This is a genomic window from Corynebacterium sp. 20-84, assembly GCF_053479455.1.
Genome location: NZ_JBRBCB010000008.1, coordinates 71912 through 94395, shown reverse-complemented (window position 1 = coordinate 94395; position 22484 = coordinate 71912). Strand labels below are relative to the sequence as shown.

The window sequence follows — 22484 nt, the reverse complement described above, 5'->3', positions numbered from 1 at the left end:
GTTCGGCACTGCAAAAATCTCCTACGATAGGTCGCATACGCGCCCCAGAGAAAGGACTTCACATGGCTTCCAAAACAGTCACCGTCGGCTCCACCGTAGGGCTGCACGCCCGCCCAGCGACCGTGATCGCGGAGGCGGCCAGCGAGTACGACGACGACATCATTCTCACCCTCGTCGGCGGCGACGAGGACGATGAGACGGATGCCGCATCGTCCCTGATGATCATGGCCATGGGAGCAGAGCACGGCGCCGAGGTGACTGTCTCGTCCGATAACGACGAGGCCGTCGAGAAGATCGCGGCGCTCATCGAGTCCAACCTGGACGACGAGTAAGAAAACGTCGCCCGTCCAAACTCCGGCTTTAAGGGCCGGAGCTTTTTCTATGTCGGCCCTCTCGGCCCGAACAGGGTGTCTACTGCCGCGTACGGGTGGTAGTCGTTGGGCACGAGGTATCCGCGGGGTGAGCGCCACCTCGGTGTTCCCCGCACGCGTTCGATGCGGCCGCGTTTCGCGCGCCACGGGTCGTCGTCGTTGACGCGGTTGTGATACCTGCACAGCGGTGCGAGATTCGCGGCGTTGGTCTCTCCCCCGTTCTTCCACGCTGTGATGTGGTGGATTTCGCACGCGTCAGCGCCGTGACGGCAGCCGGGCACCGGGCACACAGGCGAGGACACCCGCGCGAGGTCGCGCTGCTTCTGGTTCGCCAGGCGCTGCGCCCGGTAGAGGTTCACGGGACCTTCTTGCGGGTGCACGGCGGCGAGTTCGAGTTCTTCGCTGACGGATTGCTGGAGGAATTCCGCACCGGTCATGGTGGTGGCGTCGGTAAGCCCGAGGCGGATCTCGTCGCCGTCGCCCGCCATGATCCGGCTGTATGCGGGTAGCGGCACGAGCACTATGGGTCGCGGTACGGCGGCCGGGACACCGGCATTACCGCTGCGCATGAGCTGCAGGAAGTTTGCGAGCATTTGCGGTGCGGCGGCTTTCGACGGGTCGATGCCGCGCAGAAGCTCGTGCTCGAGGTCGGCGAGGTCGCGTTCATCGGCGGTGACGGTCATCGTGCGGCGTCCGTTACGCGTTTTCGAAAAGCACAGTTGCTTCCGCGCGGGTTTCTTTTCCTCGCCGATCAAAGCTTTCGCTTTACGACGCACCGTCTCATACCTCCCGCTCACCCCCAACAGCTCGAACCGCAGCTCCCACTTCTGGCGGGGATCTTTGACTTTCTTGAGCTGTTTCTCGATGAGCGCCAGCTGGTCGATACTCATCTTCCGCGAGCGCACCACCTCCACGGCGAGCCGCTGCTGCGCGGTCCATGTTGTGGTTCCGAAGTAGGTGTCGCGGACGAGCTGCCATTCGTCGACATGGCTCGGTCGAATGCCGGCGGCAAGAGCGGCCTCGCGGTCGAAATCGGCGAGGACGTCTAAGGCGTCGGCAGTCTGCGTGTCGAGGAATGAAGCAAATGTGCTCATACCCCGCAGATTAAGGATCAGCGCGCAACCGTCAATCGAGACAGATGTGAGCCTGTGGATAACGCGAGTTGTCCACAGGCTGACAGGCCCCGGGATGCGCGCGGTGTCTCCCGCGTGGTTTAATCGCGGGTTTCGACCGTGGCTGCGCGGTCGCTGGCGGGAAGGAGCCGACCCTCGCCGAGGGTGCCATACGCCCACCGCATGACTGGGTACAGAACCATGATGCCGATGGAGCCGAGCGCGATGCCCTCCAAAGTGACATTGCCGATCTCGAAAGTGAGGTTGCCGATGCCGACGATCAGGGCGACTGCCGCCATCGTGAGGTTGACGGGGTTGTTGAAGTCGACGTGGTTGTCCTGCCAAATCCGCACGCCCAGCATGCCGATGAGTCCATAGAGCACGAGGCATGCGCCGCCGAGAACGCCGGCGGGAATGGTGAAAATCAAAGCACCGAATTTGGGCACGAACGCGAGCAGGATGGCAAAGACTGCCGCCACCCAATAGGCGGCCGTGGAGTAGACACGGGTGGCCGCCATGACGCCGATATTCTCGGCGTAGGTGGTGGTGCCGGAGCCGCCGAAGCCACCGGCGAGGGTCGTCGCGATACCGTCGCCGATAAGGGCGGGACCGGCGAGGTCGTCGAGGTCGCGGCGCGTCATCTCGGCGACCGCTTTGACGTGGCCGACATTCTCGGCGATGAGGACGACGAGCACCGGCAGCGTCACCAGGATCGCTGAGAGATGGAATTCGGGGGTGTGGAACGTCGGCAGACCGATCCACGGAGCAGCGGCGATGGTCTCGCCTGCGTCCTCTGCAAGGTTGCCGGTCAGCGCAGCGAAGATCCACCCAGTGACCACACCGATGAGGATGGACAAGCGTGTAGCCATGCCGCGCAGGCACGCGGTGGCGATCAGAATCGTCGCCAGGGTGACTAGGCCGACGGCGGGCTGCGTCTGGGTGTTCGCCACAGCAGTCGGCGCCAGATTCAAACCGATCAGCGCGACGATCGCGCCTGTGACCACGGGTGGCATGACAGCGTCGATGACGCGCTTGCCGGCCCAGGTGACCAGCAGTCCCACGCCGATAAGCGCGAGACCTGTCACGAGAATGCCGCCGAGCTGCGCACCAATGCCGTGCTGCTGCGACGCTGTCAGCGGGGCGATGAATGCGAACGACGACCCCAGGTAGCTGGGCAACCGGTTGCGCGTAATTGACAGGAAGATGATGGTGCCCAAACCGGAGAACAGCAGCGTGGTGTTCACCGGGAAGCCGGTCAGGGTGGGCACCAGCAGCGTTGCGCCGAACATGGCGATGACGTGCTGCATGCCGATTCCGATTGTGCGCGACCAGCTCAAGCGCTCTTCTGGCGCAACAACAGATCCAGGTTGGATGGTTTTGCCGTCACCGTGGACGGTCCAGGAGGGAATAAAGCTCACAGACTCACAAATCTAGCACCGCGTCGGGCCAGGGCGAATTCGTCTCAGCCGACCACGAATTCGGAGTACTGGTCGGCGAGGACGCGGGGCAGGCGGACGTCGATAAGCGTGCCCTCTTCCTTGTAGTCCTCGCTGCGTACTGTGCCTTCTTCGTGGAGGCGGGAGACGATGTCGCCGCGCGTGTACGGCACGAGCATTCTCGCGTGCGCGTCGAGCGTGTTGAGGAACATCTCGATGCGGCCCTCGAGCTCCGCGATGCCTTCGCCCGTTCGCGCGGAGACGAACACGACGTCGCGGCCCGAATCGGCGAATGCGTGGCGCAGCTCCGCCAGCACGACCGGATCAGCTTGGTCGATCTTGTTCACCACGACGATCTCGGGCGGGATCTCCTCGCCTGTGTCGCGCGTGATTTCGGCGAGCACCTCTGTCACGGCCTTGATCTGCTTCAGCGGGAACGGATCGGAACCGTCGACGACGTGCAACATCAAGTCCGCGCCCGCGACCTCCTCGAGGGTGGACTTGAACGCTTCGACAAGCTGCGTGGGCAGGTGGCGGACGAAACCGACGGTGTCGGTGAGCACGACGGAACGGCCGTCGGCAAGCTCTGCTTTGCGTGTCGACGGATCCAGCGTCGCGAAAAGCGCATCCTCCACCAACACGCCCGCATCCGTCATGGCGTTGATGAGCGACGACTTGCCCGCGTTGGTGTAGCCCGCGATCGCGATCTTCGGAATGGTCGAACGCTGGCGCTGCGCGCGCTTGACGTCGCGGGCCGTCTTCATGCCTGCCAGCTCGCGGCGCAGCTTCGCCATCTCGGAACGCAGTCGGCGGCGGTCCGCCTCGATGCGCGTCTCACCGGGGCCGCGCAGACCCACGCCGCCGTTGGAGCCCGCGCGTCCGCCTGCCTGGCGCGACAGGTTGCCGCCCCAACCGCGGGTGCGCGTGTAGAGGTACTCCATTTGCGCGAGACTGACCTGGGCCTTGCCCTCTTTCGACTTCGCGTGCTGCGCGAAAATATCGAGAATGAGCATGGTGCGGTCGATCACCTTGACCTTCAGCGCTTCCTCGAGCGCCACCATCTGGCCGGGCGAGAGCTCACCGTCGCACACCACGGTATCGGCGCCGGTCGCGTGCACGACATCGCGCAGCTCGCTGACCTTGCCCGAGCCGATGTAGGTGCCCGGGTCCGGCTTGTCGCGCTTTTGGTAGAGCATCTCCACGACGTCGGCGCCAGCGGTCTCCGCCAGCGCGGCCAGCTCGTTCATGTTCGCCTCGACCTCGGCGATCGTTCCCTCGGTCCACACACCGATGAGGACGACCTGTTCGAGGCGCAGCTTGCGGTACTCGACCTCGTAGCCGTCCTCCTGCTCTTCGGAGCGGATGTCGGTGTCGCGGATGACGCGTCGAAAAGCATTGCGTTCGGCGAGGTCCAGTGAACCGACCGTCGGGTCCGCGCTGTCACGCGCGGCAGGCGGAGCGTTGTGGCGGAACGCTTCCGCGAGGAGCTTGTCATGGGCCGTCTCATCGTCGGAGTCGGCGGAGAATACGGAAAAAGGTTTCGTCATTGAGTCCTTATTGTCGCATGGCTGCATGTCCAGGCAAATAAACGCCCTCGTCATTCGCAACCGCGTGCGACGGCGGATTGTTCCCTTCCGCCACCCCGGCACTAGGATCGGGAGATATGAGTGAGACGATCACGACAGATCTTTCCAGCATCGGCATGGTCTATTCGCGGTGGCAGGACGCCGTGGAGGCCGCGATCGCGTCGAATCAGCTCGCGGTGACGGGCGAGGTGCGCGGCGGCCAGCTGATCCAGTTTTCGGACCCATCGGGCGCCCAGCTGAACATTTTGGCTGTCGAGCCGTTCGCCACCTTCGCCGGCTTCGATTCCACGACCCGCACGTACGCGCATGTCACGATGCTCAACGATGTCGTCGGCCTGTGCGATGTCGTCGACCCCATGGGCAACGCGATCGCGTCCGTCACGGCGAATATCGCGCAGGGGCCATTGCTTGTCGACGAATCCACCCTCCAGTGGCAAGAAATGGGCTTCACTGCCCTGGCTATTGACGTGCAGCACTACGGCAGCGTCGACGAATACCTCACCGCCACCGGCGAGACCCTGGGGACGATCGTGTCCGAGGGCGCTGAGCGCGTGAATTCCGGTGCCGCCGCTGCCCCGGACGCCGCCGCGGCATTCTCCGCCCGCGTCCTGGAGGCTGAGTACCGCACCAACACGTTGACCGGCGAGCGCTTCGTTCATGTCTCCGTCGACGCCGCGTTCCCCTTCGACGTAGTCCTGCCCGACTCCGGCGCCGAACTGCCGGAGCGCAATTCAGTCATTGCTGGCACCGCGGTGCTCGCTGGCCAGGTCGCCATGGCTGCCGGTTGCGGCGGTGGCGGCGGTTGCGGTGGCGGCAGCTGCGGTTGCGGCGGACACTAGTCAGCTAGGAAAGCAAGGACACGGAGACGATGGGCGGGAGCAGCCGCAATGTGGAGTCGGCGATTTGGCTGACGCTCGCGCTCGTCGTCGCGATTGTGCTGGGCACACGGCTCGGTGCGCCGGGTCTGCTCCTCGGGATCGCGTTAGCTGCGGTGGCGTTCGTGGCGTATCGCAAAAGGACGGTGGACCCGGAGGTGGAGTCACTGAAATCATCGTTGCGGGTCGCGCGCGACGATATCGCCCAAGTGGTCGCCGAGTACGAGGATTTCAAGTCGGGTACGAGCACGGATGCACTGGCCGAGCGCACGCTCACATACCGCGCGTTGGCGACGCCCCACAGTGATATTCCGGCGATCGAGGATTTCCACCTGCGCCTCGGTTCGTCGCGGCGTTTCCTGTCAAGGGTGGACACGCATTTGCGCAACGACGATCTGGACCGCCACGCGCTGGAACGCATGATCAATATTGCGGATCAGCGGGCAATGGAGCTCGCGGACTCGTGGGCTGATGCGCGTCGCGCCGCCCGCAGGTTAGGTCCCGCTTAAAGCATTTCGCTTATCGACGAAGCGCCCCCAGCTCCACTTCTCCCCTCCCCACGATCACCGACGGTCCCGTCATGGTGGCCTGACCGCCTTCGATGGCGATGGTCAAGGCACCGCCCGGAACGTTGACGGTGACGGAGCCGTTCTCAATGCCGGCGTCGGCAAGCGCTGCCCGTGCCGCGGCAACGGTGCCTGTTCCGCAGGAGCGCGTCTCCCCCACTCCGCGCTCCCACACGCGCATGTGTACGGCACCGTCGGCCATCTCGGTGAGGATTTCCACGTTGACGCCCTCGGGGAAGAAGTCGTGATCGAAGGCGGGCTGGACCAGCTTCATCGCCTCAAGTTCTGCGGCGGTCAGCCCCGGAATGACTGCGGCGAGGTGCGGGTTTCCCACGTCCACGCCCAAGCCCGCGAAATCGAATTGCCCCATGCGCGCGGTGGATACGCCGGTGACCTCCACGGGCCCCATGCCGACTTCCACCTGGGCGTGCGACGGACCGTGCGGGCCCTCGCCCGTCAGCTCGTGAACGACGATGTGCTTGACGCCCGCTCGGGTCACCACGTCGAATTCGCGCTCCGTCTCCAGCCCCTGAGCCAAAAGGACGTGCGCGAAGACGCGGATGCCGTTGCCGCACATTTCCGCGATCGAACCGTCGGCATTGCGGTAGTCCATGAACCACTTCGCACCGTCACCGTCTGCGCGGACGACGCGCAGAAAACCGTCGCCGCCGATGCCTGCGCGGCGATCGCAGAGGGAGGCGACGAGGTCGTCGGTCAGGACACCGAGGGTGTCGAGCTGATCGTCGACGTCGATAAGCACGACGAAGTCGTTCTCCGTGCCGTGCGCCTTGATGAACGGCAGGGTGGACAAATACTTGTTGCTGTAAGTCACGCCAGCGAGTCTAGCGCGGCGCGCAGCAACGCCTCCGGGTCCTGATCCGCGTCGACCCAGGCGATTCGCTTATCGCGGTTGAACCAGGACCGCTGCCGGCGCACGTAACGGCGGGTGCCGGTGATCGTCGACTCGATTGCTTCTGCGAGGGTGCAGTCCCCAGCGAGATAGTCCAAGACCTGCGCGTAGCCGATGGCGCGGCCGGCGGTGGAGTCGGGGGTAAGGCCGGCGTCGATAAGCGTGCGCACTTCGTCGACGAAGCCCCGGTCGAACATGAGCTGCGTGCGTTTTTCGATGCGGGGATTGAGCCATTCGGCGTTCGTGCGCAACCCGATGATGCGCGTGCCCCAGCGCGGCGGGGCGTCTTTCGGCGGCTGCGAGGCTTGGAAGGGCTTGCCGGTCAACTCGATGACTTCGAGTGCGCGGACGGTGCGGCGCGGGTCGTTGTCCTCAATGATGCTCGCGGCCTGGGGGTCGATGTCCGCAAGCTCAGCGTGGAGAGCCTGCACCCCGATCTCGGCCTGGCGTGCCTCGTACTTGGCGCGGACCGCGGGGTCGGTGGGCGGGAACTGCCAGTCGTCGATGAGCGACTGCACGTACATCATGGACCCGCCAACGAGGATCGGGACTGTGCCGCGCGCGGCGATCTCCTCCACGACTTCGCACGCGCGGGCTTGGTATTCGGCGACTGACGCCGTGCGCGTGACCTCCCAAATATCCAGCAAATGGTGCGGGATGCCGCCGCGTTCGGCGGGCGGGAGCTTCGCGGTGCCGATGTCCATGCCGCGGTAAAGCTGCATCGAGTCGACGTTGACCACTTCCCCGCCGAGCTCGCGTGCGAGAGCGATGCCGAGGTCCGATTTGCCGGACGCCGTCGGACCGACGACCGCGATGGGAGTGACTGCTAGCTCAGGCATGGTCCACCTGCCACGTCGCGACGAAGCGTCCGACACCGTGCGTCGCATCCTGCGCGATGAGCCGCTGGTTCGTCGCATCGAGCGCCGCGAGCTCGTGCCACAGGGCGGGCTCGACGACGCCGCGTGCCGTAAGCTCGTCCGGCAACGCGCCGCGGCCGTCCAAAAAGCGCGCCATCTGTTCGTGTGTGTCCAGTGCACCGTCGATGAACGCGAGCGGCGCGCGCTGCGTCAGGCCTGCCGACCCGTCGACGACGACCACCGTGAGCACCTCCGGGTCGAGCGGGGCGATCGTGCCGCGCGAATCCGTCACGCGCTCGGCCGCGTCCCCCAGCACGTACCGCGCGACGAGCTCCGCCATGTAGTTTCCCTCGCCGACGGTGATCTGCGGCGCGCCCCACGCCGCGAGAGAACCCGTGCGTTCCGTGCGCCACTGCGCGTCGCGCGAGCCCACAATGTGGATGTCGCGCGAGTCGTTAGCGGTCAGCTCACGGATGGTGCGCACAATATCGCGCCCGGCCTCATCCCGCGGCGCGAGCTCCGCCACCAGCGCCGGAGAGCCCGGCACGACGCACACATTGAACTGATTCACGCCCACCACCCTATCCAGTGCCTCCCGATCCGCGGGCAAACGGTTCCAACCGCCTGACATTGAGGCGCGGGGGCCGGTAAAGTCTCAAAGCGTTACGGCAGCCGTGTCGCGCGGCACAAAGATGAAAGGACTGGCCCCCACCATGACGCAGCCCCCTACCGACGGACAGAAGCCGACTCCGAAGCCTGCGGCACCTTCGCCCGGATCGATGCCGACGAAGGCACCCAAGCCCGGACCGCGCCCGGGGGCCAACCCGGCGAAGGTGGGGGCGTCCACTCCGTCGCCGGTTCCTGCGATGCCGGCCGCACCCGCCGTCGACACCTCTGAAGCGAAGAAATTCGGCCGCGTCGACGAAGAAGGCACCGTTTACGTCACCCGCGGCGGCACCGAGCGCGCCGTCGGTTCGTGGCAGGCCGGCACCGCGGAAGAGGGCCTGGAGCACTTCGCCCAGCGTTTCGGCGACCTGACCACTGAGGTCGGTCTGCTAGAAAACCGCCTCGCTGCACGCCCGGAGGACGCCAACTCTGTGCGCACGCAGGCGCAGCAGCTCATCGATTCGCTTGATGAGCAGGCGGTGGTCGGTGACCTCGACGCCGTCGAAAAGCGCTTGAAGGATCTCCTCGGCCAGGCGGATATCGCCGGCGAGAAGGCCAAGGAAGCCAAGGAAACCCGCCGCGCCGAAGCGATCGAGCGCAAGGAGACCCTCGCCGCCGAGGCCGAGGACATCGCCGCGAATTCCACCGAGTGGAAAGCCGCCGGCGACCGTATCCGCGCGATCCTCGACGAGTGGAAGACGATCCGCGGCATCGACCGCAAGACCGACGACGCACTGTGGAAGCGCTACTCCAAGGCCCGTGACTCGTTCAACCGCCGTCGCGGCGCCCACTTCGCCGAGCTCGACCGTGGTCGCGCAGCTGCAAAGGCCGCCAAGGAAGACATCATCGAGCGCGCCGAGAAGATCAAAGACTCCACGGAGTGGAACGAAACGGCCCGTGCGTTCAGCGACCTGATGAAGGAATGGAAGGCCGCCGGCCGCGCACCCCGCGACGTGGACGACAAGCTGTGGGAGCGCTTCCGCTCCGCGCAGGACCACTTCTTCGCCGCGCGCAATGCCGTCAATGAGGAGCGCGACCGTGAGTTCGAGGCCAACGCGAAGGCGAAGGACGACCTCATCGCCGAATACGGCCCGCTGATCGACCCAGAGAAGGGCCTCGGCGCCGCGAAGTCGAAGTTGCGCGAGCTGCAGGAGAAGTGGGACGAGATCGGTTTCGTTCCGCGCGGCAAGATCCGCGAGTACGAGGACAAGATCGGCGAGATCGAAAAGCGCGTTTCCGACGCCGAGGAGCGCCAGTGGCGCAAGTCGAACCCGGTCCAGCAGGACAAGGCGAACCAGTTCCAGGTCAAGGCCGACGACTTCCGCGCGAAGGCTGAGGCCGCGGAGGCCAAGAGCAACGCCGCGAAGGCAGCGGAGCTGCGCGCGCAGGCTGAGCAGTGGCAGGAGTTCGCAGACGTCGCGGCGAAGGCTCTCGACGACTAACTTGCAGCCGCTTCTCTTTTCCGCTGGTGCCGATGCCGAAGAGGTCGTCGGCGCGTACGCTTTTTCGGCAACACTCGCGATCCAGGACATCACCGGCGACGCGCATTCGGGGATCACAGCATCTCACATCGCGAAACGGCTCGAGGCTTCCGCGGAGTCCGAGTCTTACCTGTTCGCGCTCACCAACGTTCGTGCGCCGCGTCCGCTCGGCGCGCGCGGGTACCCGGAGATCACGGTCGACGACCTCGCCGATATCGACGCCTGGGTCTTCATCTCCCTGCCGCTTCTTGAGGACACCAGCGTCATCGAAGCTTCCGTCACGCTCGACGCCGCCATCGCGCCGCTGCCCGGCGAGCCCGTCCCAGAAGAGCCGTGGGTCGCCGCTTTATCGCTTATCGACGCCCTCTCCCACACCCACCACCGCCCCACCCGCCACATCTGGGAGACCCATGCCCCCGATGCCGACTCCGCTGCCTCCGACATCCTGACCGCCGCCGGCTACACCCCCGCTTACCGCGAGGACCAAGCCACATTCTCGGTCGATGCAATTGCCCAACCCGCAGCCGCCGACCGGCTCCCCGTCGACTACATCGACGTGGTGTTCAATAACGAGATTTCCGCCGATAATCTGACCTTGTTCCGTACACTTCTCACCGCCGCGTCCGAGGGGTACCCGCGCGGGGACTTGAAGCTCGACACGGTGGAATGGACCGAGCAGCGTCTTCGCGATGCCCAGGCGCGGCTACTCGACCGCGGCGGCAACCAGTACACCGCGATCGCGTACAGCACTGCACCCGACGGCGCGCGTCTCGCAGTCGGGCTCGCCGAAGCCGTCCACTACGATGCCGACGACGACTCGCTCATCGAGCTCGGCCTCGTCTTTGTCCTGCCCGCCTACCGCGGTGCGGGTGTCGGCACCGCGTTGGTGGAATCCGCATTGGCTGCCGCAAAGAGCCGCTGGGCGGAGGTGGAGACGGGGTACAGCTCGTATCCGTCGATAAGCGATGTTGCGCGCGCGGAACCGATCTCCGCGACGACCGCTTGGCAGCGATTCCGCTAATCGACGACGAACTGCCGCGGATCCGCCGGATCATAAAACACAGTGACCGACTGGTTGAGCCGCGGACTCTTCGACGCATTCGACGCAGGTGCCGTGATTGCGCGGCCATCGACGGTGGTGAACTCGACCACCTCGAAGGTGCGCGTCGCGTACTGCTGAATCTCGCCTGAAATCATCTGCCTGCGCTTATCCACATCCACGACGCGCCCCTGAACCTTGACTCCGTTGGCGTGCATCTCGTCGACCCCGCGTTTACGGTACGAGCGCGTATACGCGATGACCCCGATAATGACGGCAACGACTGCGACCGACACGATGATTGATGTAGCACTCATACCTTGATTATCGCTTCCCTGGACGCTCTCCGCTCGCCGCGAACCCGTTGTTTACATCACGTCTGAGCTGGAACTACATCGAGATTTTCCGGTTGAACACGACCAGAATTTCGCGGTACCCTGTGAATTGTTTGTGATTTTCATGCAACGAGTGAATTGGTGATGTCTGGAATGAAGAAGGCCGTGTCGTCGTTTGGAAAATTCGTGGCGAAGAAACCACGAGCAGTGATCGCAGGAACAGCCGCCGCCGCGACGGCGTCCCTGGCGGTACGAGATCTGCGCCAGAAGAACAACGCGATCTTCCGCAACTACCCGGTGCTGGGCCACGCCCGCTATCTTGCGCACCGCATCCGCCCCGAGATCCAGCAGTACTTCGTGGAGAACAACTGGGACGGCCGCCCCTTCAACTTCCAGACCCGCCAGATGATCAACGAGCGTGCCGACGGCACCGAGGGCGAAATGTCCTACGGCACCGAGCGCGACGTCATGGAGACTGGTTTCGAATACCTCGTCCACTCCATGATGCCGGCGAAGATGCCTGCGGAACCGCCCCGCGCGCGCATTGGTGGCAAAGACTGCACGAAGCCCTACGACATGTCGCTGATGAATATCTCCGCCATGTCTTTCGGTGCGTTGTCCGCGAACGCCGTCCGCGCACTCAACAAGGGTGCAGAGCTCGGCGGTTTCGCCCACGACACCGGCGAAGGCGGTCTGAGTAGCTACCACATGGAAAATAACGGGGATCTCGTGTGGGAAATCGGCACCGGCTACTTCTCCGCGCGCACCGAAGACGGTGAATTCGACCCGGCGAAATTCAAAGAGCTCTCCGCCATCGACCAGGTGAAGATGACCGAGCTGAAGCTCTCCCAGGGCGCGAAGCCCGGCATCGGCGGTGTGCTGCCCGGTTCGAAGGTCAGTGCCGAGATCGCGAAGGTCCGCGGCGTGCCGGAAGGCGAAACCTGCATCTCCCCGTCCCGCCACTCGGTGTTTTCCACCCCGACCGAACTCATCGAGTTCATCGCCGAAATGCGCGAGCTCTCCGGCGGTAAGCCGGCGGGCTTCAAGATGTGCGTCGGCTCGATGATCGACGTCCTGTCCATCTGCAAGGCGATCCGTGAAGTGGGCACCGCGCCCGATTTCATTGTCATCGACGGCTCCGAGGGCGGCACTGCCGCCGCACCCCTCGAGTATGAAGACCACGTTGGCCTGCCTCTCACTGAGGGACTGATGATGATGCACAACGCGCTCGTTGGAACTGGCCTGCGGGACCAGATCAAGATCGGCGCGTCAGGCAAGGTCGCGGCCGCCAACGACATTGTCAAACGCCTCATCCAGGGCGCAGATTTCACCAACTCCGCCCGTTCAATGATGATGGCCGTCGGCTGCATTCAGGCCCAAAAATGCCAGACCGGCGGTTGCCCCACTGGTGTGGCGACGCAAAGCAAGTGGCGCCAGCGCGCCCTGGACGTCGATTCCAAGGCAATCCGCGTGAAGAACTACCACAACGCCACTGTCCAGCAGGCGGTGTCCATGATGGCATCGTGCGGCGCCTCCACCCCGGACGAGCTCTCGCCGAATATGCTCCGCCAAATCATCGCGCCGGGTGTCACCCGGTCCTATGAGGCGCTCTACACTTGGCTCGAGCCCGGCCAGCTTATCGACGACGCCCCCGAGGCCTGGGCCGAAGCCTGGAACCAGGCCAGCCCGGATGAGTTCCGTCTACCGGTGATCACGAAGGTACGTTAAGTTTCTGCGTCAGCCTGCCAGTTCACGATCTTCAGACCAGACACTCTCGAAAACTCCCTCGTATTCACAGTGACGAGGGTCAAATCGTGAGCAAGCGCTTGGGCAGCGATCCACATGTCATTGGCCCCGATGACCAGCCCGCGCCGTTCCAAGTCGGCGCGGACTCGGGCGTATGCGAGCGCTGCATCGGTGTCGATCGGCGCAACCGTGTAAATATCCTTCAACCGCCCCAGTGCAATGCGTTGTGGTGCAGCCGTTCCTTTCTCGATTGCCACCATCAGCTCTCCCAAGACGACGGCCGACAACCTCACATTGTCGAGAGGCTCTCCCGCAAGGCGTTCGCGAAGCCGCTGATTCCTGCCCCGCAGGATTTCAATGAAAACGTTCGTGTCTGGTAAATAACCCACTAATCCCCCACTGACTGAACCGGCGCAGGCGGTGCGTCTGCCGGACGATTCAGGGAATCAGCCCAGCCTTCGGGGAGGTCCGCTGTTATGAGGTCAATGGCATCCAGGGCTGACATCTGGGATGGGATGATGACCAAATTCTGGCCGACTTTTCTGATGGCGACGCGGTCCACATCGAGACGAAACTGCTTGGGGATTCGAACGGCTTGGCTGTTACCCGACTGAAAAACAGTCGTGTTCAATTGATTCGAGTCTCTGGGCGAAGTCATAGCAATCTCACCTTCTCACCTCGCATGATGCGCAAATACACGATGAGTATATACCGGCATCGCCAGCGAACTCTAGAGCGATGTCCAACTAGAAAGCGAGAAAGGATAACCTGTTATCCTTTCGCCACTCTGCGTGCGGGGATAGGTTAGCGCCCTTCGTCGCGGCGGTGGCGCTGGGCGGCGCGGGCGCGGCGGTCGTCGATAAACGTATCTGCGTCCTCGGCGCGGCGGACAGACTGGTGGCCGGCGTTCGCCTGGGCTTCGGCGACGGGGTTGAAGTCAGTCTGTTCGCGGCGCAGCGCCTCCATCTTCTGTTGCTCGGGGTCGCGGCGCATCCACGCGGCGGTGAGCAGCGGCACGGCGACCACGACGCAGGCGATCGCGAGATACATGCCGGCGCCGGTGGAATCGCCGGTGGTGCCGGTCTGGCGCAGCCAGAGGCCGAGCAACGCCGCCACGAGTGAGACGCAGCCCGCCATCCACGCGAAGAGGGCGAACGACGTGCGACGCGCGATCACGAGCAACAGGGTGAACACAGGGAGGCAGAGGAACGACAGGAGTGCGAAGACGCGCTCCCCGATCGCCACATCGACGCCGTCCGGCTCGGTGAAGGTGAGCATCTGCCACCCGGCAGCGTCGCCGGCGAAAGGCAGGATCAAAGAGACCACATAGACGGCCACCGCGGCGGCTAAGACCCAGCGGCGGGCGCCGAGGTCGACGGTGCCGGCGCGTTGCTTCTCGAGGGAGGCGAGGTCGGAGTGGGAGGTGGCGTCGTCAAGCATGCTGCTCATGTTAACCGCACGTGCCGCACGCGTTGGCGGCGCTGGGTGCTTGCTTCGGCGCGCCGATGGTCGGAATACCCAAGCCCACACCGACGGGCGCGGTAGTGGGAACCTGGCCGGCCTCCGCGTTGTCGCCGGCAAGCGTGCGGCGGTGGGCGTGAATACCGGAATCGGCGATCAGATAATGCGGGCGCGAATCGGTGACCGTGACGTGCACGATATCGCCCGGACGCACGGTGCGGTCGATATTGCCCTCAACCGTGAAGTGGACGAGGCGGCCGTCGCGCGCGCGGCCCGACATGCGGCCGGTGTCCTTCTTGTCGTGGGTCTCCTGGACGAGCAACTCCTGGTCGGTGCCCACGAGATTTTCGTTCTCCTCGGCGCTGATGCGCTCCTGCAGCTCAAGCAGACGCTCGAAGCGCTCCTGGACGACCTTCTTCGGGATCTGGTCGGCCATCTCTGCTGCGGGCGTGCCGGGGCGCGGCGAGTACTGGAACGTGAACGCCGAGGTGAAACGCGCCTTTTCGACGACGTCGAGCGTCGCCTGGAAGTCTTCCTCCGTCTCCCCCGGGAAGCCGACGATGATATCAGTCGTGATCGAAGCGTGCGGAAGCTTCTCGCGCACCTCGTCTAAGATGCGGAGGAATTTCGCCGAACGGTACGAACGGCGCATGTCCTTGAGCACCTTGTCGGAGCCTGACTGCAGCGGCATGTGCAGCTGCGGGCACACATTCGGGGTCTCCGCCATGGCGTCGATGACGTCGGAGGTGAATTCCGCCGGGTGCGGCGAGGTGAAACGCACGCGCTCTAGGCCCTCGATGTCGCCGCAGGCGCGCAGCAGCTTCGAGAATGCGGAACGGTCGCGCTTTAAATCCGGGTCCACGAAATTCACGCCGTACGCGTTGACGTTCTGGCCGAGCAGAGTCACCTCAGTGACGCCTTGGTCGACGAGGGCTTTGACCTCGGCGAGGATGTCACCTGGGCGGCGGTCCTGCTCCTTGCCACGCAGCGACGGCACGATGCAGAACGTGCACGTGTTATTGCAACCCACCGACACCGACACCCAGCCGGCGTAGGAGGACTCGCGCTTAGCGGGCAGGACCGACGGGAAGTGCTCGAGGGCCTCGACGACCTCGACCTGCGCTTCCTCGCTGACACGCGCGCGGTCGAGCAGCGCCGGCAACGCCGCCATGTTGTGGGTGCCGAAGACGGCGTCGACCCACGGCGCCTTCTCGATCACGGTGTCGCGGTCTTTTTGGGCCAGGCAGCCACCGACGGCGATCTGCATGCCCGGGTGGTTGCGCTTGACTTCGCGCAGCTGGCCGAGGGTGCCGTAGAGACGCTGGTCGGCGTTCTCGCGGACAGCGCATGTGTTGAAGACCACGAGGTCGGCTTCCGCGTCGGCGGGAGCAGCCTCGTAGCCGGCGTCTTCCAGCAAGCCGGAGAGTCGCTCGGAATCGTGCACGTTCATCTGGCAGCCGAACGTGCGCACCTCGTAGGTGCGCGGAGCTGCCTGCGTCGTTGTCATCCCGGTTGTCACGGTGCAACAGTGTATTGCCCGCCGCGTTCATCGCATAACTGCTCACCGCGGGCGCGCAGCCACGCTACGCTTGATAGCGATCTTCAAGGGGGCCAGCGCCGATGTCGGTTCCCACCTTCGGAGGGATTCATGTCCAGCACAGGGCACTCACGGGCAGCGTGCGTCACCGTTAGCGCATTCAGCTTATCGACGCTCACCGCCTGCACCCTTTTCCCCGGCAGCACCAACGATGCGGATCTGCTCGACCAGATCGAAAACGGCCAGGTGACCATCGGGTCCGCGTTCACGAACCCGGGGTTGAGCATCCTCCACGACGACGGCTCGGTCGCGGGACTAGACACTGACATTGCCGAATACGTGATCAACACGATCGCTGATGACAAGGGCTGGGACCGCCCGAGCATCGAATGGCGACAGGTGCCGTACGGCCAGCGCGCTTCCATGTTGGAGCACGCCTACGTGGACATGATCGCTTCGACGTACTCAATGAATAACGAACGCGCAGACAAGACGGCTTTCGCAGGCCCGTATCTGGTCACGCACCAAGCGTTGCTCGTGCGCGACGGCGAGAACAGCATCACCGGGTTGGACACGCTGAGCGGCCGCAGCTTGTGCTTCGTCACCGGCACCACGGCGGCGGGCACGATCAAAGACGCGCTTCCTGATGTGGTGTTGGAGGAATACGACAACTACAAGGCGTGCTTGGGCGCCCTGCGCGAGGGCCATGTCGAAGCCGTGACCACAGACGCGGCGATTCTCGAGGGCTTCGAAGCGCAGGAGCCCGGAGTTTTCGACGTCGTCCCGCTCGAAGTCGACGGGCGCCCGCTTACCGACGAGCACTACGGCCTCGGACTCCGCCACAACGACGAGGAAACGATCCAGGCTGTCAACGATGCCCTAACGCAGATGTACGACGATGGCTCCTTCGACCGGTTCGTGTCTGAAAACCTGCAGGCCGACCCGGACACGATGCGTGACACCCCGGGCGACACGTCGTTCCTCGACGGTCCTTAGCCGACATTTTGAAGTTCCTCGCACCTCTCGTCGAGCGCGTCCTTGGCGATCTGCAGCGCCATTGACTCAGGGAAACCGCGCCGGGCAAGCACCCCGACAATGCGCCGAAGTTCCTTATCACGGCCAGCTCTGTCGACGGGCACGCTTTTCACGGTGCGGGCTTTCTTCTGCGCGAGTCCGCGTGCGAGATCGCGTTCGTCGTCCTCGTCGATCTGCTCCAAGGCAGCGTCCTGGTCCGCGGCAGAGACACCCTTGTCCCGTAATTCGCGGCGCAGCACCGACGATGATTTGCCGCGGCGTTCAAAGCGCTGGCGAACCCATTCGTGGGCGAAGGCTTCATCGTCGATGAGACCGGAGCGCTGGAGGGAGTCCAGGACATCGTCGATAAGCTCTGGCGCGGGAGGTTCCTCTCCTTCTTTGACACGCCGCTGATCGAGGAGGCGCTCGCGCAGCTCGTGGCGGGAGCGGGACCGCTGATCGAGCAGACGCAAAGCACGCTCGCGCACTTTCGCGGCAGCCTTTTCGTGCTCGTGATCGATCAGTCCCGGCCCCCCGCCGGCCGCGTACGCGTCGAGGGCCTCTTTCAGCTTGCGGAGCTTTTCCGGGTCAGGTTCGCGCTGTTGCGCCATAGGGCGTTATTTCTCCCCGGCGGCAGCGCCGTCGTCTTCATCGTCGAAGTCGATATTGGGCACCATGTCGATGGCCTCGTCGCTCAGCTCATCGTCCTTGCCGGCGAATTCCCCGACGCCGAGCTTCTGGAAGATCTTTTGCTCGAGCTCGTTGGTCAAGTCTTGGTTCTCTTTGAGGAAGAGACGGACCTTCTCCTTGCCCTGGCCGAGCTGGTCTCCCTCGTAGGTGAACCACGAACCGGACTTCTTGATCACGCCATTTTCCACACCGAGGTCGATGATGGAGGACTCGCGGGAGATGCCCTCGCCGTACATGATGTCGAATTCGGCGATCTTGAACGGCGGGGAAACCTTGTTCTTGACCACCTTGAGGCGCGTGCGGTTGCCGATGGAATCCTGACCGTCCTTGAGCGTCTGGATACGGCGCACATCGCAACGCACCGACGAGTAGAACTTCAGCGCCTTACCGCCGGTGGTGGTCTCCGGCGAGCCGAACATGACACCGATCTTCTCGCGCAGCTGGTTGATGAAGATGGCGGTCGTGCCGGAGTTGTACAAAGCACCCGTCATCTTGCGCAGAGCCTGGGACATCAGGCGGGCCTGAAGACCGACATGGGAATCGCCCATCTCGCCTTCGATCTCTGCCTTCGGGGTCAGCGCAGCCACGGAGTCGATGACGATGATGTCAATCGCACCGGAACGCACGAGCATGTCCGCGATCTCGAGAGCCTGCTCACCAGTGTCCGGCTGAGAGACCAGCAGGTTGTCGGTGTCCACACCGAGCTTCTTGGCGTAGTCGGGGTCGAGGGCGTGCTCCGCGTCGATGAATGCGGCGATACCGCCGGTACGCTGCGCCTGCGCGATGGCATGCAGTGCAACGGTCGTCTTACCGGAAGACTCCGGGCCGTAAATCTCCACGATGCGGCCGCGCGGCCAGCCGCCAATGCCGAGCGCGACATCGATGGCGGTGTTTCCAGAGGAGATGGATTGGATCGGCGGGCGCTTCTCGTCGCCCAGGCGCATGATGGCGCCCTTGCCGTAGTCCTTCTCGATCATCGCCATTGCCGCGTCAAGCGCGTTCTGGCGGTCATTCGCAGCGGAGGCAGCTTTCTTTTTCGTTGCCATGGCGTGGTTCCTTTCGTTTCGTGTGTTCCCCGGTTCAACCCCCGGTTAAAGCAGTCTCATCTTCTTAGACCGCCTCAAGCGGTGTCCGGTTCCCCGTTCACTGAAAATCACACTAGTGGGCTTTGCGACACCACCATCGAACATACACGCACGAATGTTCGAATGATTCACTCCCCCGGGCGATCAATTCCCAGTCGGCGCTCTTCGGGAATATCAAAGTCGTCGCACAGGTGGTCCCACACGTCGCGGGGGTCCACGCCAGCGTCGATAAGCTCGCCCGCCGTCTTCCCTTCGCCGGAGAAAACATGCGAGGACACGACCCACTTTCCCTTCGCGTCGCCAAATTCGTCGGCGACGAGTTGGTGGAATTCCGTCAATCGCATGCGCACCACCTTACGCGCCTCGATTTTCGCTTCTCGACGCTTGCCCCTCCCCTCGAATTGAACGGCGTTCAAGTGGGCCGCTAATGTTTGCTTTATGACGACTACACGCACCCCCGGCGCGCGCGGGACCAGCGCAGCCACCGACATCGCATATATCGCAGTCTTCGCTGCGCTGATCTCCGTCCTCGGCTTCTTCTCCATTCCCATCGGCGCGGCCGGTGTTCCTATCGTGCTGCAGAATGCTGCGACGATTCTCGCGGGCCTCGTTCTCGGCGGCCGCCGCGGCTTTTTGGCCACCGCCCTGTTCTTGCTCGTCGGTTGCTTCCTGCCGGTGCTCTCCGGCGGCAGCACCGTCATTCACGCGTTTGCGGGCCCGACTGTCGGCTACCTTGGTGGTTACCTCCTCGGCTCCGGCATTGCGGGTTTGATCGCGTACCGCGCTCCGTTCAAGAACAAGGGCGCGACGATCGCTGTGTTCTTCCTCGGCGGTCTTGTCGCTCTCGCCCTCCAGTACGTGCTCGGCTCCTTCGGTCTCATGTGGCGTGCCGATATGGGTGCAGGTGCCGCATTCGCAGCTCAGCTCGCCTTCATCCTCCCCGATCTGGGCAAGCTCGCCGTGATGGTCGCGATCGCATTCGCCGTGCACTCTGCGTTCCCGCAGCTGCACCGCACGCGTTAGTCTCTCGCTGTGCCCACTATTTCCTTTGACCGCGCCAGCGTCGCCTACGACTCTGATGTCATACTGCAGCCGCAGACGCTCGAGCTGAGCGAGCAACGCATCGGCATCATCGGCTCCAACGGCTCCGGTAAATCTACGCTGGTGCGGCTGATCAACGGTCTGATCGAACCGTCATCAGGCACCGTGTCCTACAACGGCCTCGACGTCACCGAGCACGGCAAAGACGTGCGCAAGAAGGTCGGTTTCATCTTCTCCGACGCCGAAGCACAGATCGTCATGCCGCGGGTCCGCGACGACATCGCGTTCTCCCTGCGCCGTTTCAAGCTACCCAAGGCTGAAGTCAATGCGCGCGTGGACGACATGCTGGAACGCTTCAGGCTGGTCGACCGCGCAGAGAATTCCCCGCACACTCTCTCCGGTGGCGAGAAGCAGATGCTCGCCCTAGCAGCCGTCATGGTCATCGAGCCTGAGACGATCATCGCCGACGAGCCGACGACGTTGCTCGATATGCGCAACCGCCGCCGCATCATTCGCGAGCTGACATCCCTCGACCAGCAGGTCATCGTGGTCACCCACGACATTGAGATGCTCACCGATTTCGATCGCGTCCTGTGCGTCAACGACGGCGACATCGCATTCGACGGCCCCGCCCGCGAAGCCATCGCGTTCTACACCGACCTGATGGACAAGCTTGACGACGTTGACCGGGACGGTGAGCCGTGAGAATCAGAGAACTTCCCATGGGCGTCTACGTCCCTGGCACGACGCCTGTTCATCGCGCCTCCCCCGCCACGAAATTCGCAGGGCTGTTGCTCTTCATCATTTTGATCACGGTGCTGCCGACGAAGCCGTGGCACCCGCTCGCCGCGGCCGGCGGCGTGGCTGTGCTGTACGCCGTCGCCAAGATTCCACTCCGAACTGCCCTGCGCCAAGTCCTGCCGATCCTGCCGTTCATGGCCTTCATCGGCGCCTTCCTGTGGTGGCAAAGCGGCCTGGAGAAGATGCTCATCACCGTCTTCGGACTCATCGCGGCCCTTTTGGCGGCGAGCTTGTTCACGCTCACCACGACCATCGAGGACCTTATGGAGGCCCTGGAGACCAATATGGCTCCGCTTGAGCGCATTGGCGTGCCCGTGGACACCATCAGCCTGGCTATCGCTTTGACCATTCGCCAGATTCCGGTGTTGCTCGGCACCGCCAACGAGTCCCTCGACGCACGAAAGGCCAGGGGCGCGAATTTATCGCTCCTGGCCTTCGGTACCCCGCTTGTCATCCGCAGCGTCCGCCACGCCCAGCTCACGGGCGAGGCGCTCATGGCGCGCGGTGCGGTGGATTAACAGCTACTGATTAACGCTCGCCGCGCAGCTCACGCATGCGCGCTGCGACTGCGTCCTGATCGACGTTGGAGTAGTCAGTGGCGGAATTAGCAGCATTGGACGCGGACGATGTGCCCTGCTCGATGGCGGGCTTCCTGCCGGACTCGAGCTCGCCGCCCATCTCGGCGCGGATTTGCTCGAGACGGCTGTGGCCGGCCATCTGGATGCCAGCCTGCTCCACCTCGGCCATGCGGCCCTGGACGGAGTTCTGAGCGAGCTCGGCCTGGCCGAGAGCGTTGGAGTAACGGCGCTCGATCTTCTCGCGCACCTGGTCCAGATTCGGGGAGGAACCATCGGTGAGCGAGTTCATGGACTGCAGGGACTCGGCGACCTTCTCCTGCATCTTGGCCTGCTCGAGCTGGGACAGGAGCTTAGAACGCTCAGCGACCTGCTGCTGCAGCTTCATGGAGTTGCGCTCCACAGCCTGCTTGGCCTGCTCTGCCTGCTGGAGAGCCTGGTCGTGCAGGCTCTTGGTGTCCTCGACGCCCTGCTCAGCGGTGACCAGCTGGGCAGCGAAAGCCTCAGCGGCGTTCTCGTACTCGACGGCCTTGGAATTGTCGCCGTCGGCGCGGGACTTGTCAGCCAGCTTCAGAGCCTGCTTGGTGTTCGCCTGCAGCTTCTCCACATCAGCCAGACGACGGTTCAGCTGCATCTCCAGCTGACGCTGGTTGCCGATCACGGCCGCAGCCTGCTGAGACAGCTCCTGGTGCTGGCGCTGAGCCTCACCGATCGCCTGCTCGATCTGGATCTTCGGATCGGCATTCTCTTCGATCTTGTTGTCGAAGAGCGCCATGAGGTACTTCCAGGCTTTAACGAAAGGATTCGCCATGGTGTTTCAGTCTCGCCTTTCTACCGCGTGGTGTTTCACCACGTCACGTGATTAATCGCTAACGGTTCAATGGTAGCGGAGCACGACAGGTCGCGCGCGGGAGTTTTTCTAAACCTCGGCGGCTGCCGGCGGGGTATGAGCCAGCTCGTGCTCCATCGACTGCAGGGAGAGGTTCGCCGCCGCCTCGAGCAACAGTTCGGCCACGGTGGTGTCCAACGCGATGCACACGGAGGCTAAAAGCTCGGAGGAGACTTCCTTGCGGCCGCGTTCCAATTCGGAGATATAGCCCGGTGAGACGCGTGCCTCGTTCGCCAGCTCGCGCAGTGTCACGCCCTTGTCGGCGCGGAAGGCGCGAAGCGACATTCCCAATGCCTCGCGCAGCAGCGGTTCGCGTACCTTCGTCTGCGTCTTCTTCGCAGAATTCTCGCGCGCACCGTCCTCAGTTCGGGTCGTAACAGGTTGGTAATTGAGCGTCGTCGTAGTTGCCAT

General features: G+C 63.9%; 26 protein-coding genes. 10 read left to right on the top strand and 16 right to left on the bottom strand.

Translation table 11 applies throughout. The features are described 5' to 3' along the window. The first annotated feature begins 62 nt into the window (after nucleotides 1-62). Nucleotides 63-332: an HPr family phosphocarrier protein gene (locus ACUY2Y_RS07605; protein ID WP_448325481.1), complete on the top strand. Its 270-nt coding sequence runs from the start codon at nucleotides 63-65 to the stop codon at nucleotides 330-332. 47 nt (nucleotides 333-379) lie between these two features. Here the strand turns inward: ACUY2Y_RS07605 and ACUY2Y_RS07600 are convergent, their stop codons facing one another. From ACUY2Y_RS07600 to hflX, 3 genes are all read right to left on the bottom strand, one after another. Next, nucleotides 380-1465 carry an HNH endonuclease signature motif containing protein gene (locus tag ACUY2Y_RS07600; RefSeq protein ID WP_448325480.1) on the bottom strand — a complete coding sequence of 362 codons (1086 nt, stop codon included), beginning with the start codon at nucleotides 1463-1465 and terminating at the stop codon, nucleotides 380-382. Between the two features lie 119 nt (nucleotides 1466-1584). Further along, nucleotides 1585-2901, bottom strand: a complete 1317-nt coding sequence (locus ACUY2Y_RS07595) for a uracil-xanthine permease family protein (RefSeq protein ID WP_448325479.1) — start codon at nucleotides 2899-2901, stop codon at nucleotides 1585-1587. A 44-nt stretch (nucleotides 2902-2945) separates the two neighbouring features. Further along, a complete protein-coding gene (gene hflX, locus ACUY2Y_RS07590) occupies nucleotides 2946-4466 on the bottom strand; it encodes a GTPase HflX (protein ID WP_448325478.1) in 1521 nt (506 codons plus the stop codon). A gap of 128 nt (nucleotides 4467-4594) precedes the next feature. Between hflX and ACUY2Y_RS07585 the strand changes: the two genes are divergently transcribed. Further along, nucleotides 4595-5344 carry a hypothetical protein gene (locus ACUY2Y_RS07585; protein ID WP_448325521.1) on the top strand — a complete coding sequence of 250 codons (750 nt, stop codon included), beginning with the start codon at nucleotides 4595-4597 and terminating at the stop codon, nucleotides 5342-5344. A 29-nt stretch (nucleotides 5345-5373) separates the two neighbouring features. Beyond that, nucleotides 5374-5889 (top strand): hypothetical protein, encoded by a 516-nt coding sequence (locus ACUY2Y_RS07580; protein WP_448325477.1) that lies wholly within the window; start codon nucleotides 5374-5376, stop codon nucleotides 5887-5889. A gap of 10 nt (nucleotides 5890-5899) precedes the next feature. Here the strand turns inward: ACUY2Y_RS07580 and dapF are convergent, their stop codons facing one another. From dapF to ACUY2Y_RS07565, 3 genes are read right to left on the bottom strand one after another with little or no spacing between them, the layout of a single operon-like run. Continuing rightward, nucleotides 5900-6778, bottom strand: a complete 879-nt coding sequence (gene dapF / locus ACUY2Y_RS07575; RefSeq protein ID WP_448325476.1) for a diaminopimelate epimerase — start codon at nucleotides 6776-6778, stop codon at nucleotides 5900-5902. Further along, nucleotides 6775-7695 (bottom strand): tRNA (adenosine(37)-N6)-dimethylallyltransferase MiaA, encoded by a 921-nt coding sequence (gene miaA / locus ACUY2Y_RS07570; RefSeq protein ID WP_448325475.1) that lies wholly within the window; start codon nucleotides 7693-7695, stop codon nucleotides 6775-6777. Before miaA ends, dapF begins: the two co-directional genes overlap by 4 nt. Continuing rightward, nucleotides 7688-8284: a hypothetical protein gene (locus ACUY2Y_RS07565; RefSeq protein WP_448325474.1), complete on the bottom strand. Its 597-nt coding sequence runs from the start codon at nucleotides 8282-8284 to the stop codon at nucleotides 7688-7690. Before ACUY2Y_RS07565 ends, miaA begins: the two co-directional genes overlap by 8 nt. A 208-nt stretch (nucleotides 8285-8492) precedes the next feature. On the opposite strand from ACUY2Y_RS07565, the gene ACUY2Y_RS07560 reads away from it, so the two are divergent. Both ACUY2Y_RS07560 and ACUY2Y_RS07555 read left to right on the top strand, forming a co-directional pair. Continuing rightward, nucleotides 8493-9821, top strand: a complete 1329-nt coding sequence (locus ACUY2Y_RS07560; protein WP_448325520.1) for a DUF349 domain-containing protein — start codon at nucleotides 8493-8495, stop codon at nucleotides 9819-9821. Nucleotide 9822: 1 nt separating this feature from the next. Further along, the gene (locus ACUY2Y_RS07555) at nucleotides 9823-10881 is read left to right on the top strand and encodes a GNAT family N-acetyltransferase (protein WP_448325473.1); all 1059 of its coding nucleotides are present in this window, start codon (nucleotides 9823-9825) and stop codon (nucleotides 10879-10881) included. Here the strand turns inward: ACUY2Y_RS07555 and ACUY2Y_RS07550 are convergent. Then, on the bottom strand, nucleotides 10878-11216 hold the full coding sequence (locus ACUY2Y_RS07550; protein ID WP_448325472.1) for a DUF3592 domain-containing protein: 339 nt from the start codon (nucleotides 11214-11216) through the stop codon (nucleotides 10878-10880). The genes ACUY2Y_RS07555 and ACUY2Y_RS07550 overlap by 4 nt on opposite strands. Before the next feature lie 171 nt (nucleotides 11217-11387). On the opposite strand from ACUY2Y_RS07550, the gene ACUY2Y_RS07545 reads away from it, so the two are divergent. Continuing rightward, entirely contained in the window at nucleotides 11388-12962 is a 1575-nt protein-coding gene (locus ACUY2Y_RS07545; RefSeq protein WP_448325519.1) for an FMN-binding glutamate synthase family protein, read from the top strand. Here the strand turns inward: ACUY2Y_RS07545 and ACUY2Y_RS07540 are convergent. From ACUY2Y_RS07540 to miaB, 4 genes are all read right to left on the bottom strand, one after another. Further along, nucleotides 12959-13369: a PIN domain-containing protein gene (locus ACUY2Y_RS07540; RefSeq protein WP_448325471.1), complete on the bottom strand. Its 411-nt coding sequence runs from the start codon at nucleotides 13367-13369 to the stop codon at nucleotides 12959-12961. The two genes, ACUY2Y_RS07545 and ACUY2Y_RS07540, sit on opposite strands and share 4 nt — an antisense overlap. Beyond that, nucleotides 13369-13638: an antitoxin gene (locus ACUY2Y_RS07535; RefSeq protein ID WP_210574219.1), complete on the bottom strand. Its 270-nt coding sequence runs from the start codon at nucleotides 13636-13638 to the stop codon at nucleotides 13369-13371. Before ACUY2Y_RS07535 ends, ACUY2Y_RS07540 begins: the two co-directional genes overlap by 1 nt. A 146-nt stretch (nucleotides 13639-13784) precedes the next feature. Next, nucleotides 13785-14420: an Rv2732c family membrane protein gene (locus ACUY2Y_RS07530; protein ID WP_448325470.1), complete on the bottom strand. Its 636-nt coding sequence runs from the start codon at nucleotides 14418-14420 to the stop codon at nucleotides 13785-13787. A gap of 10 nt (nucleotides 14421-14430) precedes the next feature. Beyond that, a complete protein-coding gene (miaB, locus tag ACUY2Y_RS07525; protein WP_448325518.1) occupies nucleotides 14431-15948 on the bottom strand; it encodes a tRNA (N6-isopentenyl adenosine(37)-C2)-methylthiotransferase MiaB in 1518 nt (505 codons plus the stop codon). A gap of 141 nt (nucleotides 15949-16089) precedes the next feature. On the opposite strand from miaB, the gene ACUY2Y_RS07520 reads away from it, so the two are divergent. Beyond that, complete coding sequence (locus ACUY2Y_RS07520; RefSeq protein ID WP_448325469.1) at nucleotides 16090-16974, top strand: glutamate ABC transporter substrate-binding protein; 885 nt, start codon at nucleotides 16090-16092, stop codon at nucleotides 16972-16974. On the opposite strand, the gene ACUY2Y_RS07515 is transcribed toward ACUY2Y_RS07520, so the two are convergent. The 3 genes from ACUY2Y_RS07515 to ACUY2Y_RS07505 form a co-directional block, all read right to left on the bottom strand. Next, a complete protein-coding gene (locus ACUY2Y_RS07515; RefSeq protein ID WP_448325468.1) occupies nucleotides 16971-17603 on the bottom strand; it encodes a regulatory protein RecX in 633 nt (210 codons plus the stop codon). The genes ACUY2Y_RS07520 and ACUY2Y_RS07515 overlap by 4 nt on opposite strands. 6 nt (nucleotides 17604-17609) lie before the next feature. Next, a complete protein-coding gene (recA, locus tag ACUY2Y_RS07510) occupies nucleotides 17610-18728 on the bottom strand; it encodes a recombinase RecA (protein ID WP_448325467.1) in 1119 nt (372 codons plus the stop codon). A 167-nt stretch (nucleotides 18729-18895) separates the two neighbouring features. Continuing rightward, the gene (locus tag ACUY2Y_RS07505) at nucleotides 18896-19111 is read right to left on the bottom strand and encodes a DUF3046 domain-containing protein (protein WP_448325466.1); all 216 of its coding nucleotides are present in this window, start codon (nucleotides 19109-19111) and stop codon (nucleotides 18896-18898) included. Between the two features lie 94 nt (nucleotides 19112-19205). Between ACUY2Y_RS07505 and ACUY2Y_RS07500 the strand changes: the two genes are divergently transcribed. Genes ACUY2Y_RS07500 through ACUY2Y_RS07490 form a run of 3 tightly spaced genes read left to right on the top strand, consistent with a single transcriptional unit; the run spans nucleotide 19206 to nucleotide 21127 of the window. Continuing rightward, complete coding sequence (locus ACUY2Y_RS07500; RefSeq protein ID WP_448325465.1) at nucleotides 19206-19790, top strand: biotin transporter BioY; 585 nt, start codon at nucleotides 19206-19208, stop codon at nucleotides 19788-19790. 9 nt (nucleotides 19791-19799) lie between these two features. Next, nucleotides 19800-20513: an energy-coupling factor ABC transporter ATP-binding protein gene (locus ACUY2Y_RS07495; protein WP_448325464.1), complete on the top strand. Its 714-nt coding sequence runs from the start codon at nucleotides 19800-19802 to the stop codon at nucleotides 20511-20513. 17 nt (nucleotides 20514-20530) lie between these two features. Continuing rightward, nucleotides 20531-21127, top strand: coding sequence for an energy-coupling factor transporter transmembrane component T family protein (locus tag ACUY2Y_RS07490; RefSeq protein ID WP_448325463.1), 597 nt, complete (start codon nucleotides 20531-20533; stop codon nucleotides 21125-21127). Nucleotides 21128-21137: 10 nt separating this feature from the next. Here the strand turns inward: ACUY2Y_RS07490 and ACUY2Y_RS07485 are convergent, their stop codons facing one another. Both ACUY2Y_RS07485 and ACUY2Y_RS07480 read right to left on the bottom strand, forming a co-directional pair. Next, entirely contained in the window at nucleotides 21138-21995 is an 858-nt protein-coding gene (locus ACUY2Y_RS07485; protein WP_448325462.1) for a PspA/IM30 family protein, read from the bottom strand. 108 nt (nucleotides 21996-22103) lie between these two features. After that, nucleotides 22104-22484, bottom strand: coding sequence for a helix-turn-helix domain-containing protein (locus tag ACUY2Y_RS07480; RefSeq protein WP_448325517.1), 381 nt, complete (start codon nucleotides 22482-22484; stop codon nucleotides 22104-22106).